The 12,849-nt window shown below is 66.5% G+C and carries 16 protein-coding genes; 4 read left to right on the top strand and 12 right to left on the bottom strand.

Annotated elements, in window-relative coordinates; genetic code table 11:
• Positions 1 to 104: 104 nt before the first annotated feature.
• Complete coding sequence (locus QX108_RS23390; protein ID WP_315783106.1) at positions 105 to 941, top strand: PhzF family phenazine biosynthesis isomerase; 837 nt, start codon at positions 105 to 107, stop codon at positions 939 to 941.
• Between the two features lie 25 nt (positions 942 to 966).
• On the opposite strand, the gene QX108_RS23385 is transcribed toward QX108_RS23390, so the two are convergent.
• The 11 genes from QX108_RS23385 to coxB form a co-directional block, all read right to left on the bottom strand.
• A complete protein-coding gene (locus tag QX108_RS23385; RefSeq protein WP_315783559.1) occupies positions 967 to 1,428 on the bottom strand; it encodes a carboxymuconolactone decarboxylase family protein in 462 nt (153 codons plus the stop codon).
• Positions 1,325 to 1,792, bottom strand: a complete 468-nt coding sequence (locus QX108_RS23380; protein WP_315783104.1) for a MerR family transcriptional regulator — start codon at positions 1,790 to 1,792, stop codon at positions 1,325 to 1,327. Before QX108_RS23380 ends, QX108_RS23385 begins: the two co-directional genes overlap by 104 nt.
• Before the next feature lie 84 nt (positions 1,793 to 1,876).
• Entirely contained in the window at positions 1,877 to 2,635 is a 759-nt protein-coding gene (locus tag QX108_RS23375) for an SURF1 family protein (protein ID WP_315783102.1), read from the bottom strand.
• Complete coding sequence (locus QX108_RS23370; RefSeq protein WP_315783101.1) at positions 2,632 to 2,844, bottom strand: hypothetical protein; 213 nt, start codon at positions 2,842 to 2,844, stop codon at positions 2,632 to 2,634. Before QX108_RS23370 ends, QX108_RS23375 begins: the two co-directional genes overlap by 4 nt.
• Positions 2,845 to 2,881: 37 nt before the next feature.
• Entirely contained in the window at positions 2,882 to 3,271 is a 390-nt protein-coding gene (locus QX108_RS23365; RefSeq protein ID WP_315783099.1) for a DUF983 domain-containing protein, read from the bottom strand.
• 159 nt (positions 3,272 to 3,430) lie between these two features.
• Positions 3,431 to 4,288: a cytochrome c oxidase subunit 3 gene (locus QX108_RS23360; RefSeq protein ID WP_315722424.1), complete on the bottom strand. Its 858-nt coding sequence runs from the start codon at positions 4,286 to 4,288 to the stop codon at positions 3,431 to 3,433.
• 84 nt (positions 4,289 to 4,372) lie between these two features.
• Positions 4,373 to 5,044: a cytochrome c oxidase assembly protein gene (locus tag QX108_RS23355; RefSeq protein WP_409998546.1), complete on the bottom strand. Its 672-nt coding sequence runs from the start codon at positions 5,042 to 5,044 to the stop codon at positions 4,373 to 4,375.
• A gap of 7 nt (positions 5,045 to 5,051) precedes the next feature.
• The gene (locus QX108_RS23350) at positions 5,052 to 5,228 is read right to left on the bottom strand and encodes a CoxF protein (protein ID WP_172133816.1); all 177 of its coding nucleotides are present in this window, start codon (positions 5,226 to 5,228) and stop codon (positions 5,052 to 5,054) included.
• A 7-nt stretch (positions 5,229 to 5,235) separates the two neighbouring features.
• Positions 5,236 to 6,174 (bottom strand): heme o synthase, encoded by a 939-nt coding sequence (locus tag QX108_RS23345; protein ID WP_172133817.1) that lies wholly within the window; start codon positions 6,172 to 6,174, stop codon positions 5,236 to 5,238.
• Between the two features lie 141 nt (positions 6,175 to 6,315).
• A complete protein-coding gene (gene ctaD, locus QX108_RS23340; RefSeq protein ID WP_315722425.1) occupies positions 6,316 to 7,929 on the bottom strand; it encodes a cytochrome c oxidase subunit I in 1,614 nt (537 codons plus the stop codon).
• Between the two features lie 67 nt (positions 7,930 to 7,996).
• Positions 7,997 to 8,836 carry a cytochrome c oxidase subunit II gene (gene coxB / locus QX108_RS23335; RefSeq protein WP_315722426.1) on the bottom strand — a complete coding sequence of 280 codons (840 nt, stop codon included), beginning with the start codon at positions 8,834 to 8,836 and terminating at the stop codon, positions 7,997 to 7,999.
• Between the two features lie 476 nt (positions 8,837 to 9,312).
• Here coxB and QX108_RS23330 point away from each other — a divergent pair, with 476 nt between their 5' ends.
• Positions 9,313 to 9,942 carry an invasion associated locus B family protein gene (locus QX108_RS23330; protein ID WP_315722427.1) on the top strand — a complete coding sequence of 210 codons (630 nt, stop codon included), beginning with the start codon at positions 9,313 to 9,315 and terminating at the stop codon, positions 9,940 to 9,942.
• A 77-nt stretch (positions 9,943 to 10,019) separates the two neighbouring features.
• Here QX108_RS23330 and QX108_RS23325 read toward each other — a convergent pair whose 3' ends face one another.
• Entirely contained in the window at positions 10,020 to 10,520 is a 501-nt protein-coding gene (locus QX108_RS23325; protein ID WP_315722428.1) for a GNAT family N-acetyltransferase, read from the bottom strand.
• Positions 10,521 to 10,604: 84 nt separating this feature from the next.
• Between QX108_RS23325 and tldD the strand changes: the two genes are divergently transcribed.
• Together tldD and lepB are read left to right on the top strand one after the other, a co-directional pair.
• The gene (tldD, locus tag QX108_RS23320) at positions 10,605 to 12,029 is read left to right on the top strand and encodes a metalloprotease TldD (RefSeq protein WP_315722429.1); all 1,425 of its coding nucleotides are present in this window, start codon (positions 10,605 to 10,607) and stop codon (positions 12,027 to 12,029) included.
• Positions 12,026 to 12,817: a signal peptidase I gene (gene lepB, locus QX108_RS23315; RefSeq protein WP_315722430.1), complete on the top strand. Its 792-nt coding sequence runs from the start codon at positions 12,026 to 12,028 to the stop codon at positions 12,815 to 12,817. The genes tldD and lepB overlap by 4 nt, the downstream gene beginning before the upstream one ends.
• Positions 12,818 to 12,849: the final 32 nt, after the last annotated feature.

Here is a 12,849-nt window from a genome sequence, read left to right as displayed (position 1 = left end):
GTGACGACGGAAACGTCGCCGCGCGTCAACTAATCCGCGTGCGCCGTCTTCACTCGCGGGCGCTTAACGCCTAGCATTGCAACGAGAGAACAAGCGAGACCGTCATGATCATCCAACGCGTCGCAGCCTTCACCGACGGATCACGCGGCGGCAATCCGGCCGGTGTCGTGATCGGCGAGGCCCTGCCTGAGGCGGCCGCGATGCAGGCGATAGCGGCGGAGATCGGCTATTCCGAGACCGCGTTTGCCGCCCCGCTCGGAGACACATGGCGGGTGCGCTATTTCGCACCAGAGGCTGAGGTCGATTTCTGCGGGCACGCCACCATTGCGCTGGGCGCGGCGCTGGCCCGGCAGCAGGGCTCGGGCCGCTTTGCGTTGCGGCTCAATCATGCCGACATCACCGTCGAGGGGGTGCATTCGGCGACGGAATGGAGCGCGGCGTTCAGCTCGCCGCCGACGCGGACGCGCGCGCTCTCGGCTGCGGCGGTCGAGGAGATCCTGGCTTTGTTCGGCCTGACGCGGGATGATCTCGATCCGCGGATAGCGCCAACGCTCGCTCACGCGGGCATGGACCACCCGGTGATTGCGCTCCGTGAGCGCAACCGCCTCGCTGGCATCGCCTACGATTTCGGCCGCGGCCGGGAACTGGCGCAGCGCGAACGGTTCTGCACCTTTGCCCTCATCCATGTCGAGACGCCGCAACTCATTCACGCCCGCAATCCGTTCCCGTTCGGCGGCGTCTATGAGGATCCGGCGACCGGCGCTGCCGCCGCGGCGCTCGCCGGTTATCTGCGCGAGCTCGGCTGGCCGGCGCAGGGACCGATCCTGATCCGCCAGGGCGAGGACATGGGTGTGCCGTGCTGCCTGCAGGTCGATCTCGACGGGCCGCCGGGCGCGCCGGTGAAGGTGTCCGGCAGCGCGAGGTCGATCGAGGCAGTGTAGCCCGCATGAGCGCGGCGGTCGTCGCTCAGACCGATGCGGCCTCACTCGCCTTCGCATCGGCCTCCGCGAACACCGCCTTGGCGGCGAACAGGCCGTTGAGCGCCGCGGGGAAGCCGGCATAGACCGCCATCTGCATGATCACCTCGGTGATCTCGTCGCGGCTGAGGCCGACATTGAGGCCGGCGTGAATATGCACCTTCAACTGCGGGCTGGCATTGCCGAGCGCGGTCAGCGCCGCGATGGTCGCGATCTCGCGGCTGCGCAGATCGAGACCCGGGCGCGAATAGATGTCGCCGAACGGAAACTCGATGACGTAGGTCGCGAAGTCAGGCGCGATGTCGGCGAGCGCCGCGATCACGTTGTGGCCGGCCTCGCCGTCGATCCTATCGAGCGCGCGCCGGCCGCGCGCCAGGCGATCCTGATCGTTGTCGACGCTGGACGACGTCGTGCTCGCGGTTGCGGATCGGTTCGGGATGGATTGCGTCATGCTCATCAGTCCTCTCGCTGCTGCCGGCATAGCCGGCGATCTTGCCGTCGAGAACGAGAAGGCAATCCTGCAACGTGGCGACCTGCGCCCGAACCGCCTCGCGATGCCGCTCCAGCAGCCGGCGTCGCTCCGGCTCGGTGCCGGCGCCGCCCGCGCGCAACTCCGCATAACGGAGCATGTCCCGGATCGGCATTCCCGTGGCCTTGAGACGGCCGAGGAATTCGATCCAGGTCAGGATCGATGCGTCGTAGTCCCGCTGGCGGGCATGATCGCGATCGGCCCTGGGCAGCAGTCCGATCCGCTCGTAATAGCGGATCGTATGGGCCGTCAGCCCCGACTGCCTGGCCAGCTCGCCGATCTTCATGCGCGCTTGATCTCCATTCACGACGCCAGGCAGGCTACGGGTTCGAGCGCGCTCTAAGTCAAGCGGCGTTTTGCCGGCGGCAGCTCATCGATCGGCCCTGCGCCGCCCCCTCGCCCACACCGCGAAGGCTGCGATCAGCGCCGCGGCCAGCGAGAACCAGGTGATCGCATATTGCATGTGCTCGTCGCGCAGATGCGGCGACAGCGGGCCGGGCTTGGGAACGCCGTTGTCGGGCACCGGCGATTCCAGATCGACGTAGAACGGCGCGACCTCGCCCCAGCCGAGCGCCTTGGCCATGGCAAGGTGGTCCCGGGTGAACCAGAGACGCTTGTCGTGGTTCTCCGCCGCGGTGAGCAGGCCGGCCGCTTCGGGGAAGCGCAGGTAGCCGGTCAGCGTCACCGGCTCGCCGGTGACGAGCTTGCCGACCTGGCGGTCCTGGATGCTGCGCTCCTGCATCGTGTTGGCGACGAAGCCGGCGTCGACCACGATCGTTTCGCCGGATGCGAGCCGCGCCGGGAGGAACGCCCAGGTGCCCGGGCCGGAGACGTCCTCGCGCACCGCGGAGCCGGCGCTGTAGACCATGGCGTCCGGGAGCTTGGCGTAAGCAGCGGTGAAGCTGACGCGGCGGAATTCGTCGCGCTCGGGCGTCAGCGTACGCCATTCGCTTTGCGGCGGCAGTTGCGCGGGGGCCGCGGCAACGCGCTCCGTGAGCGCGGCGATCAGCGCATGCTTGGCGGCGCGGCGCTGCAATTGCCAGACGCCGAGACCGATGAACAGCGCGACCATCACCAGGGTGAAGGCGGCGAAGGCGCGGGCGGAGGTTTTGGGAAGAGCGGAGGTCATGTGCTGGTCTGGTTGGAGAACGATCGCGGGGCGAGCCTGGTCTCTCTCTTCCCGCTTGCAGCCGAGACATCGCGTTTGCCAATCAGGATTTTGTGCCCGCCAGTCTCCACGCCGTCATGGCCGGGCTTGTCCCGGCCATCCACGTCTTTCGGCGTGCTGAGCACGACGTGGATGCCCGGGACAAGCCCGGGCATGACGGAGTCACTCATTGGCAGGATCGTTCGGCTCGAAAGCGCAGGTCCCGTCTCATTGCGGCGTCTTGTCCACCAGACGTCCGGGCGCCGCCTTGTGGTGGAATTGCAGGGCGATCAGCAGCGACTTCATGGCGCGCAGCGGCAGCAACGTCGTGACCAGGATCAGCGGCCCCCACAGCGCCGCGTGGACCCAGAACGGCGGCTGGTACTTGACCTCGACGATCAGGGCCGCGCCGACCACGATCGCGCCGGCCAGCATCATGATGAAGATCGCCGGGCCGTCGCCGGTGTCGATGAAGGCGTAATCGAGGTCGCAGGCCTCGCAGCGCTTGCGTAAATTGAGGAAGCCCTCGAACAGCTTGCCCTGGCCGCAGCGCGGGCAGCGGCAGGCGAGGCCGCGCAGGACGGTCTGGGTCAGGGTGACGGGCGGATGCGTGGTCATGGTGTCTTGCCCCTGGACCGCCGGGTTGCGCCCCGACGATACAACCGAAGGCGACGACAGCGGATCACATCTGGATCAGCCGCCACGTGCCGCCCCATGAAAAAGGGCGGCCCGGCGGCCGCCCTTTCCTATCACGTTCGCCGGAGCCGGCGCGCGGCTTTAGTGCGCGCCGTGCGCCATGGACTCCGCGCCGTGGCCCCAGACGTAGATGCAGATGAACAGGAACAACCACACCACGTCGACGAAGTGCCAGTACCACGCAGCGAACTCGAAGCCGAGATGCTGCTTCGGCGTGAAGTGGCCGGCATAGGCGCGCGCCAGGCAGACGATCAGGAAGATCGTGCCGACCAGGACGTGGAAGCCGTGGAAGCCGGTCGCCATGAAGAAGGTCGAGCCGTAGATGTGGCCGGCGAACGAGAACGTCGCGTGGCCGTATTCATAGGCCTGCACGCAGGTGAAGGTCGCACCGAGCAGGATGGTCAGGATCAGGCCGTATTTGAGACCCTTGCGGTCGCCCTCGAGCAGCGCGTGGTGCGCCCAGGTTACCGTGGTGCCCGAGGTCAGCAGGATCAGCGTGTTGAGCAGCGGCAGGTGCCAGGGATCGAAGGTCTCGATGCCCTTGGGCGGCCAGACGCCGCCGATCAGCGCGTCGCGAGTGGCCTGCACCTCGAAATTCGGGAACAGCGCGACGTTGAAATAGGCCCAGAACCAGGCGACGAAGAACATCACCTCGGAGGCGATGAACAGGATCATGCCGTAGCGGTGATGCAGCTGCACGACGCGCGTATGGTCGCCCTTGTACTGGGCTTCCTTGATGACGTCGCCCCACCAGCTCGCCATCGTGTAGAGCACGCCGAGGGTGCCGATGCCGAACACGATCGGTGCCGCGCCGAACATCTTGTGCATCCAGCCGATCGCGCCGAACGCCATGATGAAGGCCGACACCGAGCCGACGAACGGCCACGGGCTCGGATCGACGAGGTGGTAGTCGTGATGCTTGGCGTGCGCCTCAGCCATGTCTAGTCTCTCCCCAGATCGATGCCGGTCGCGCCGGCACGGTATCGTTCAGCAATGGTCCCCAGCAATCGGACGTCGATGCGGTCACAGGCTGCCCCGCGGCTTGTCCGGCTCGCTCGCGGCAACCGGCTTCGGCGCCACGTCGCGGACGGGATAGAACGTGTAGGACAGCGTGATCGTCTTCAGACCGTCGTTCTCATGGTCGGCCGTGATCGCCGGATCGACATAGAACACGACCGGCATCTCGCGGGTCTCGCCCGGGGCCATGGTCTGCTCGGTGAAGCAGAAGCAGTTGATCTTCTGGAAATAGGCGCCCGAGGTCAGCGGCGTCACGTTGTAGGCGGCCTGCGCCATGGTGGTGCGCGCCGACTGGTTGGTGACCTTGTAGTAGATGGTGACGACCTCGCCGATCGCGACCTCGATCTCGGTCTGCTCCGGCTCGAACTTCCAGGGCAGCCCGCCGGCGACGTTGGCGTCGAAGCGGACGCCGATGCGGCGCGTCAGCGGCGCGGAGGACGGCGCCGAGGTCGCAACCTGCGTGGTGCCGTTGAAGCCGGTGGCGCGGCAGAACCAGTTGTAGAACGGCACGGCGGCATAGGACGCCCCGACCATCAGCGCGACGACGGCGCCGCAGATGCCGCCGACCAGCGCATCCCGGCCGACGCCGCGGCGCGGCGCGGACGGCGCCTGCGCTGTCGGGGTGGGGGTCTGGTCGTCGCTCGCCATCGCCTGTGTCTGCTTCACACCGTCCTGCATCGATCTCTTACATCGGCCGCTTCAGCACCACCGGCCCCTTGACCATGGTGACCGCGAAGAACAGCACCACGAGCACGCCGAGCGCCAGCGCGATCGCGATCGAGCGCCGGCGGCGGCTGCGCAGCTGCGCGTCGGTGAGGACGATGCCCTCGGGCTCATTCGGATCGGCCATTGCGGTTGCCATGCGTCCTTTACCAGATCAGCGGCGCGATCATGCGCGCGACGGCCTCCAGGCCGAGCGTCGCGAACAGCGCGAACAGATACAGGATCGAGAAGGCGAACAGCTTGCGGTTGGCGCGCAGCGACTGGCTGCGCTCGCGCTTGCGGAACACCTCGATGGCCAGCCACAGCATGCCGGCGCCGAGCGCCAGCGAGACGACGCCGTAGACGGCGTCGAAATAGCCGAGCGGCCAGGGCGCCAGCGCGATCCCGACCAGGACGATGGTATAGAGCAGGATCTGCAGCCGCGTCGCGTCGGGGCCGGCGACGACGGGCAGCATGGGCACGCCCGCGCGGGCGTAGTCGTCGGTGCGGAACAGCGCCAGGGCCCAGAAATGCGGCGGGGTCCAGAAGAAAATGATCAGGAACAGCCAGAGCGGCTCCGGCGCGATTCCGCCGGTAGCCGCAGCCCAGGCCACGACCGGCGGCAGCGCGCCGGCGGCGCCGCCGATGACGATGTTCTGCGCGGTCCAGCGCTTCAGCCACAGCGTGTAGATCACCACGTAGAAGAAGATCGTGAAGGCGAGCAGCGCGCCGGCGAACCAGTTGACCAGGATGCCGAGCGTCAGCACCGAGAAGAACGACAGGGTGATGCCGAAGGCCAGCGCCTCCTGGCGGGTCACGCGTCCCCGCGGGATCGGCCGGTTGGCGGTGCGCGACATCAGCGAGTCGATGTCGCCTTCCAGCGCCATGTTCAGCGCGCCCGACGCGCCGGCGCCGACGGCGATGCACAGCAGCGAGGTGACGGCGAGCACGGGGTGGAAATGGCCGGGAGCGATCAACAGGCCGATCAGCGCCGTGAAGATCACGAGCGACATCACCCGCGGCTTGAGCAGCGCGAGATAGTCGCCGACATCGGCCTCGGAGATCCGCGGGCCGACGGCAATGGCGTTCTGATCAATGACCGACACGACGTATCCAGACTTCAATTCAAAGGGTCCTGAAGCACGGCGCTTCGAGGCTTCGCTTGGCGGATCCGGACGGCGCACCGGGATGCACCGCCCGCAGATGTCGACGCGGCGCCGGAGCGGCGCCGCGTCGTTGATGAGGGATCACTGCACCTTCGGCAGCACCTCGAACTGGTGGAACGGCGGCGGCGACGAAAGGGTCCATTCCAGCGTCGTCGCGCCCGGTCCCCACGGATTGGCGGCCGCCTGCTGCTTGCGCATGAAGGCATCGACCACGCCGTAGATGAAGATCAGCACGCCGAACGCTGAGATGTACGAGCCGAACGAGGAGACCAGGTTCCAGCCGGCATAGGCATCGGGATAGTCGATGTAGCGGCGCGGCATGCCCGACAGGCCGAGGAAGTGCTGCGGGAAGAACACCAGGTTCACGCCGACGAAGGTGACCCAGAAATGCGCCTTGGCGATCGCCTCCGAGTACATGTAGCCGAACATCTTCGGGAACCAGTAGTACCAGCCGGCGAAGATCGCGAACACGGCGCCGAGCGACAGCACGTAGTGGAAGTGCGCGACGACGTAGTAGGTGTCCTGCAGCACGCGGTCGACGCCGGCATTCGCCAGCACGACGCCGGTGACGCCGCCGACCGTGAACAGGAAGATGAAGCCCACGGCCCACAGCATCGGGGCGCGGAACTCGATCGAGCCGCCCCACATCGTGGCGATCCAGGAGAAGATCTTCACGCCGGTCGGCACCGCGATCACCATGGTGGCGGCGACGAAATAGGCCTGCGTCGCCGAGGACATGCCGACCGTGTACATGTGGTGCGCCCACACCACGAAGCCGATGCCGCCGATCGCGACCATGGCGTAGGCCATGCCGAGATAGCCGAACACGGGCTTGCGCGAGAAGGTCGACACGATCTGGCTGATCATGCCGAAGCCGGGCAGGATCAGGATGTACACTTCGGGGTGGCCGAAGAACCAGAACAGATGCTGGAACAGCAGCGGGTCGCCGCCGCCGGCCGGATCGAAGAAGGTGGTGCCGAAATTGCGGTCGGTCAGCATCATCGTGATGGCGCCGGCGAGCACCGGCAGCGACAGCAGCAGCAGGAACACCGTCACCAGGATCGACCACACGAACAGCGGCATCTTGTGCAGGGTCATGCCCGGCGCGCGCATGTTGAAGATCGTCGTGATGAAGTTGATCGAGCCGAGGATCGACGACGCACCGGCCAGATGCAGCGACAGGATCGCGAAATCCACCGCAGGCCCCGGATGGCCCGAGGTCGACAGCGGCACATACATCGTCCAGCCGGCGCCGACGCCGTTGGCGCCCGGCTCGCCCTCGACGAAGGTCGAGGTCAGCAGCAGCGCGAAGGAGGCCGGCAGCAGCCAGAACGAGATGTTGTTCATGCGCGGGAACGCCATGTCCGGCGCGCCGATCATCAGCGGCACCATCCAGTTGCCGAAACCGCCGATCATCGCCGGCATGACCATGAAGAAGATCATGATCAGGCCGTGCGAGGTCACGAACACGTTGTAGGTGTGGTTCTCGTGGAAGAGCTGCACGCCCGGATACATCAGCTCGATGCGGATTGCGACCGACATCGCGAGGCCGATGATGCCGGCGCACACCGCGAAGATCAGGTACATCGTGCCGATGTCTTTGTGGTTGGTCGAATAGACCCAGCGCCGCCACCCGGTCGGATGGTCGTGCGCGTGATCGTCATGGCCGGTATGGGTCGCTACGTTCGTCGCCATTGTCCAATCCTCAGTGTCCCCGTGGACCGCCGAGGCGGCCCTCAATTCTCTCGCGTTGGTCCCCGCGCTACTGCTGCACGCCCGCAGCCGACGCGTAGGTGGTCGTGGGCGCGCTGGCGTACTTCTTCTTGGCGTCCTCGACCCAGGCGGTGAATTCCTGGTCGCTCACGACGCGCACCGCGATCGGCATGTAGGCGTGATCCTTGCCGCAGAGCTCGGAGCACTGGCCGTAATACATGCCGACCTTGGTTGCCTTGAACCAGGTCTCGTTGAGACGGCCGGGAATGGCGTCGATCTTGATGCCGAACGACGGCACCGCGAAGGAGTGGATGACGTCGGCGCCGGTGGTCTGGACGCGAATCACCTTGTTCACCGGCACGACCATCTCGTTGTCGACGGCCAGCAGGCGCGGCTTCTTGTCCTGCGCCATCAGCGAGTCGAACTCGAACTTGCCGTTATCGGGATAGGCGTAGCTCCAGTACCACTGCTTGCCGGTGGCCTTGATGGTGAGATCGGCCTTCGGAATGTCGAGCTCGAGGAACAGCAGGCGGAACGAGGGCACCGCGATGACGACGAGGATCAGCACCGGGATCAGCGTCCACGCCACTTCGAGCAGCGTGTTGTGCGTGGTGCGCGACGGCACCGGATTGGCGCGCGCATTGAACTTGACCACCACGGCCACCAGCAGCGCCAGCACGAACAGGGTGATGATGGTGATGATCGCCAGCAGCAGCCCGTGGAACCAAGTGATGTTCTCCATCACCGGCGTTGCGGCTTCCTGCAGCTTATATTCCCACGGCGCCGGCTGCCCCACTTCGGCAAACGCCCGTTCACCCGACACGAGCGTCACGCCCGCTACGGCCAACCCCAGCAAGCAGGCGCTCAATTGGCCTTTCGACATCTTCATGTCGTCGCGCTCCCTTCAGAACTTTCCCCCTCAGCACGCCGCGAGATTGACGCCGCGCGCCGTTCGATCCGCTCTCCTGACAAATGGCCTTCGGGCGGACGCTTAGAAAAGCACCTGGGCCAGTTCACTGGAATGACGAAATCTTTCTTCTCAAACCATAATTCTTGACCTATCGCAATGCAGTCTTAAGCCGGATATCGCGTGCGGCGCTCTCCGTCGCGGCGCGTCGACTTTTCCGAGAAATTGCCGCATGCCGTGGTTTCGCGGACAACGGGCGCTTGACAGGCGTGCGGCGCGATGTAGGCAACGGAATATGGCGGCTTGCGAGGCTGATTCGGCGAGGCGCAGCGGCAGTGCACCCGTGACCCGGCCTTATTTCGTGTCGTTTCGTGCCGTACGCTTGTGACGCTGTCCTCATGACGCCATCATTGCCGTATCATGGCGTCGGATGCGCAGATCACCCACAGGAAATTGTCATGGCACCGACCCGGACCAGGGTTTCAACGGACAGGACAGCTGACATGTCGACCCCAACTGCGAATGACTCGCGCGGTTTGTGCCGATTCAGCGCGGTGCGTGCGCGACTCACGACGAGCGTGGTTGTCATCCGCAGCGTCGCGGCTGCAGTCGCCGTGACGCTGACGGCTGCGATCGGCCTGCCGCATTCGGCGCTGGCGCAGGGCGCCGTGCGCTCGGTGCATGGCGATTGGCAGATCCGCTGCGATACGCCGCCGGGCGCGCAGGCCGAGCAATGCGCACTGATTCAGAGCGTGGTCGCCGAGGACCGCTCCAATGCCGGCCTGACCGTGATCATGCTCAAGACCGCCGACCAGAAGAGCCGGCTGATGCGCGTGGTGGCCCCGCTCGGCGTGCTGCTGCCGTCCGGCCTCGGCCTCAAGCTCGACAACCAGGATGTCGGCCGCGCCGGCTTCGTGCGCTGCCTGCCCAATGGCTGCGTCGCCGAGGTCGTGCTTGAGGACAAGCTGCTCGGTCAGCTCAAGACGGCGAAGACCGCGACCTTCATCATCTTCGAGACCCCGGAGGAAGGCATCGGCTTTCCGCTGAGCCTGAACGGCCTCGCCGACGGATTCGACAAGCTGCCCTGACGTCGCACCGAATTGACAACCGTACCGCGCACGTTGACGTGATCGGGGGATCGTGCTGCGTCCCAGACGCCCGCCGCTCAGCCCCGCGCATCCAGCGCCAGCGCCATCACCAGCAGGGTCTTGTCGAAGCCGTCATCGCCGGCCTCGCGCGGCTGCACGGCCTTCAGGAGAAACCCGGCCCTCTGGTACAGCCTGATCGCATTGGTGTTGCCGCGATAGACCGTGAGCTCGGCGCGCGAGAAGCCGGCGGCCCGCGCGGCCTCCAGCGCCGCGGTCATCAGCCGCCGGCCGATGCCCTGGTGCCGAAACTGCGGCAAAAGGCCCATGCCGAGCACCCCGATCCGGGCATCGATCGGCCCCGATTTGGGCGTCACATCGCACCAGCCGACCACCTCACCGGCCGAGAGAGCGACGAATTGCGGATACCCTTCGTGGATGTTGTTCAGAATGAAGGCGCGCGTCGAGTTCAGCGGCGGCGCCTGCACGAAGGACAGGTACCGCCGTTCACGCGCGACGTAATCGAGCGTGCGGTGGAAGCTCTCGATGTGAGCGGCCGTAATGGGAACGATCTCAACCATGTCAGTTCGGTAATCATCCTGCCCCTCGCGCCCCGGCGTCAAAACAACTATCTTGGAATGACCGCTCCGACAACGGATTGACCCATGACCGCTCCCACCACGTCCCTGCTCGAACGCGCCAATCTGGATCGCGATGCGGTCCGAAGCGAGGTCGCGCGTGGCCTTTCCGGCGCCGATGACGGCGAATTGTTCTTCGAGTACAGCCAGACCGAGGCGCTGACCTTCGACAATGGCCGGCTGAAGCAGGCGACCTATGACACCAGCCAGGGATTCGGCCTGCGCGCGGTGAAGGACGATGCGGTGGGCTACGCGCATTCCTCCGACGTCTCGCTGCCGGCATTGATGCGCGCAGCCGATGCGGTCAGCGCCGTGCGCGGCGGCTATTCCGGCACGTTCGCGAGCGCGCCGCCGCACACCAACGTGCGGCTCTATGGCGACGACAATCCGCTCGACGCCCCCGGTTTCGAAAGCAAGGTCAAGCTGCTCGGCGAAATCGACGCGTACTTGCGGGACAAGGATCCGCGCGTGCGCCAGGTGACGGTGTCGCTTGGTGCGACGTGGCAGGTCGTGGAGATCCTGCGGCCCGACGGCGAGAGCTATCGCGACATCCGCCCGCTGGTGCGGGTCAACGTCTCCGTGGTCGCCGGCCAGGGCGATCGCCAGGAGAGCGGCAGCAAGGGCTATGGCGGCCGCGAGGCCTATGCGCGCTTCATCGAGACCAAGGCGTGGCGCGAGGCCGCCGACGGCGCGCTGCGCGAGGCGCTGGTCAATCTGGAATCCGTCCCAGCCCCCGCCGGCGAGATGGACGTCGTGCTCGGCGCCGGCTGGCCCGGCGTGATGCTGCACGAGGCGGTCGGTCACGGCCTCGAGGGCGACTTCAACCGCAAGAAGACCTCGGCCTTTGCCGGCCTGATGGGCAAGCCGGTGGCCGCCAAGGGCGTCACCGTGGTCGACGACGGCACCATGGCCTCGCGCCGCGGCTCGCTGTCGATCGACGACGAGGGCACGCCGACCAGCCGCACCGTGCTGATCGAGGACGGCATTCTCGTCGGCTACATGCAGGACCGCCAGAACGCGCGTCTGATGAACATGGCGCCGACCGGCAACGGCCGCCGCCAGGGCTACGCGCATGTGCCGATGCCGCGCATGACCAACACCTACATGCTGGCCGGCGAGCGCGATCCGGCCGAGATCATCGCCTCGGTCAAGAACGGGATCTATGCCGTGAATTTCGGCGGCGGCCAGGTCGACATCACCTCGGGCAAGTACGTCTTCCAGTGCACCGAGGCCTACAAGATCGAGAACGGCAAGGTCGGCGCGCCGGTCAAGGGCGCGATGCTGATCGGCAACGGCCCGACCGACCTCAACCGCATCAGCATGATCGGCAACGACCTGTCGCTCGACACCGGTATCGGCACCTGCGGCAAGAACGGCCAGGGCGTACCGGTCGGCGTGGGACAGCCGACGCTTCGCATGGATCGCATCACGGTGGGAGGCACGGGCCGATGAGCCTCGACAAGATGTCCACGGGCAAGGTCAGCACCAAGGCTCCGCGCAAGGACACGACGTGGGGCGGGCAGATCGCCCAGCTCGCCGCCGTCGTCGCGGTCGTCTTCCTCGCCAAGGGTGCGATCGCCGAGCCGTTCTACGTCCCCTCGGGCTCGATGGAGCCGACGCTGCTGATCGGCGACGCGTTGCTGGCGTCGAAATTCCCCTATGGCTACGGCACCTCGTCGCTGCCGATGCAGATCACCTTGCCGGAGACGGGACGGCTGTTCGGCGAGACGCCGAAGCGCGGCGACGTCGTCGTATTCCGCTGGCCGGGCGACACCTCGCAGGCCTGGGTCAAGCGCGTGGTCGGCCTGCCCGGCGATCGCATCCAGATGCGCCAGGGCCAACTCTACATCAACGGCGAGGCCGCTGCGCTCAAGCCGGACGGCATCGGCGACGCCGAGGATGACAGCGGCCGCAACGAGCCGGCCTATCGCTACGTCGAGACGCTGCCGAACGGCGTGTCGCACCTGATCTTCAAGATGCGCGACAACGGCCGGCTCGACAACACGCCGGAGGTCACCGTGCCGCCCGGCAAGCTGTTCGTGCTCGGCGACAACCGGGATAATTCCGCGGACAGCCGCGTCTCCCTGCGCGACGGCGGCGTCGGGCTGCTGCCGATCGACAACCTCGTCGGCCGCGCCGACGCGGTGGTCGGCTCCTGGGATCTCGGTTTCAAGAACCAGCCGGTCTGGGCGTGGCTGTCGGGCTTCCGGCTCGATCGCTTCTTCACGGCGGTCCGCTGAGCGAGCGGCGCGGTGATTTGACGATCTCGGCA

The organism is Bradyrhizobium sp. SZCCHNR1002 (assembly GCF_032381435.1).
GTDB lineage: Bacteria > Pseudomonadota > Alphaproteobacteria > Rhizobiales > Xanthobacteraceae > Bradyrhizobium > Bradyrhizobium aeschynomenes.
This window is presented reverse-complemented; position numbering and strand designations above follow the sequence as displayed.

Bases quoted from the DNA above. Each gene is read 5' to 3' on its own strand.
- QX108_RS23385 (WP_315783559.1), bottom strand. From the start codon at position 1,428: ATGACGCAATCCATCCCGAACCGATCCGCAACCGCGAGCACGACGTCG.
- QX108_RS23390 (WP_315783106.1), top strand. From the start codon at position 105: ATGATCATCCAACGCGTCGCAGCCTTCACCGACGGATCACGCGGCGGC.
- QX108_RS23325 (WP_315722428.1), bottom strand. From the start codon at position 10,520: ATGGTTGAGATCGTTCCCATTACGGCCGCTCACATCGAGAGCTTCCAC.
- QX108_RS23350 (WP_172133816.1), bottom strand. From the start codon at position 5,228: ATGGCAACCGCAATGGCCGATCCGAATGAGCCCGAGGGCATCGTCCTC.
- QX108_RS23365 (WP_315783099.1), bottom strand. From the start codon at position 3,271: ATGACCACGCATCCGCCCGTCACCCTGACCCAGACCGTCCTGCGCGGC.
- tldD (WP_315722429.1), top strand. From the start codon at position 10,605: ATGACCGCTCCCACCACGTCCCTGCTCGAACGCGCCAATCTGGATCGC.
- QX108_RS23380 (WP_315783104.1), bottom strand. From the start codon at position 1,792: ATGAAGATCGGCGAGCTGGCCAGGCAGTCGGGGCTGACGGCCCATACG.
- lepB (WP_315722430.1), top strand. From the start codon at position 12,026: ATGAGCCTCGACAAGATGTCCACGGGCAAGGTCAGCACCAAGGCTCCG.
- QX108_RS23330 (WP_315722427.1), top strand. From the start codon at position 9,313: ATGGCACCGACCCGGACCAGGGTTTCAACGGACAGGACAGCTGACATG.
- QX108_RS23370 (WP_315783101.1), bottom strand. From the start codon at position 2,844: ATGAGTGACTCCGTCATGCCCGGGCTTGTCCCGGGCATCCACGTCGTG.
- QX108_RS23375 (WP_315783102.1), bottom strand. From the start codon at position 2,635: ATGACCTCCGCTCTTCCCAAAACCTCCGCCCGCGCCTTCGCCGCCTTC.
- QX108_RS23355 (WP_409998546.1), bottom strand. From the start codon at position 5,044: ATGCAGGACGGTGTGAAGCAGACACAGGCGATGGCGAGCGACGACCAG.
- coxB (WP_315722426.1), bottom strand. From the start codon at position 8,836: ATGAAGATGTCGAAAGGCCAATTGAGCGCCTGCTTGCTGGGGTTGGCC.
- ctaD (WP_315722425.1), bottom strand. From the start codon at position 7,929: ATGGCGACGAACGTAGCGACCCATACCGGCCATGACGATCACGCGCAC.
- QX108_RS23360 (WP_315722424.1), bottom strand. From the start codon at position 4,288: ATGGCTGAGGCGCACGCCAAGCATCACGACTACCACCTCGTCGATCCG.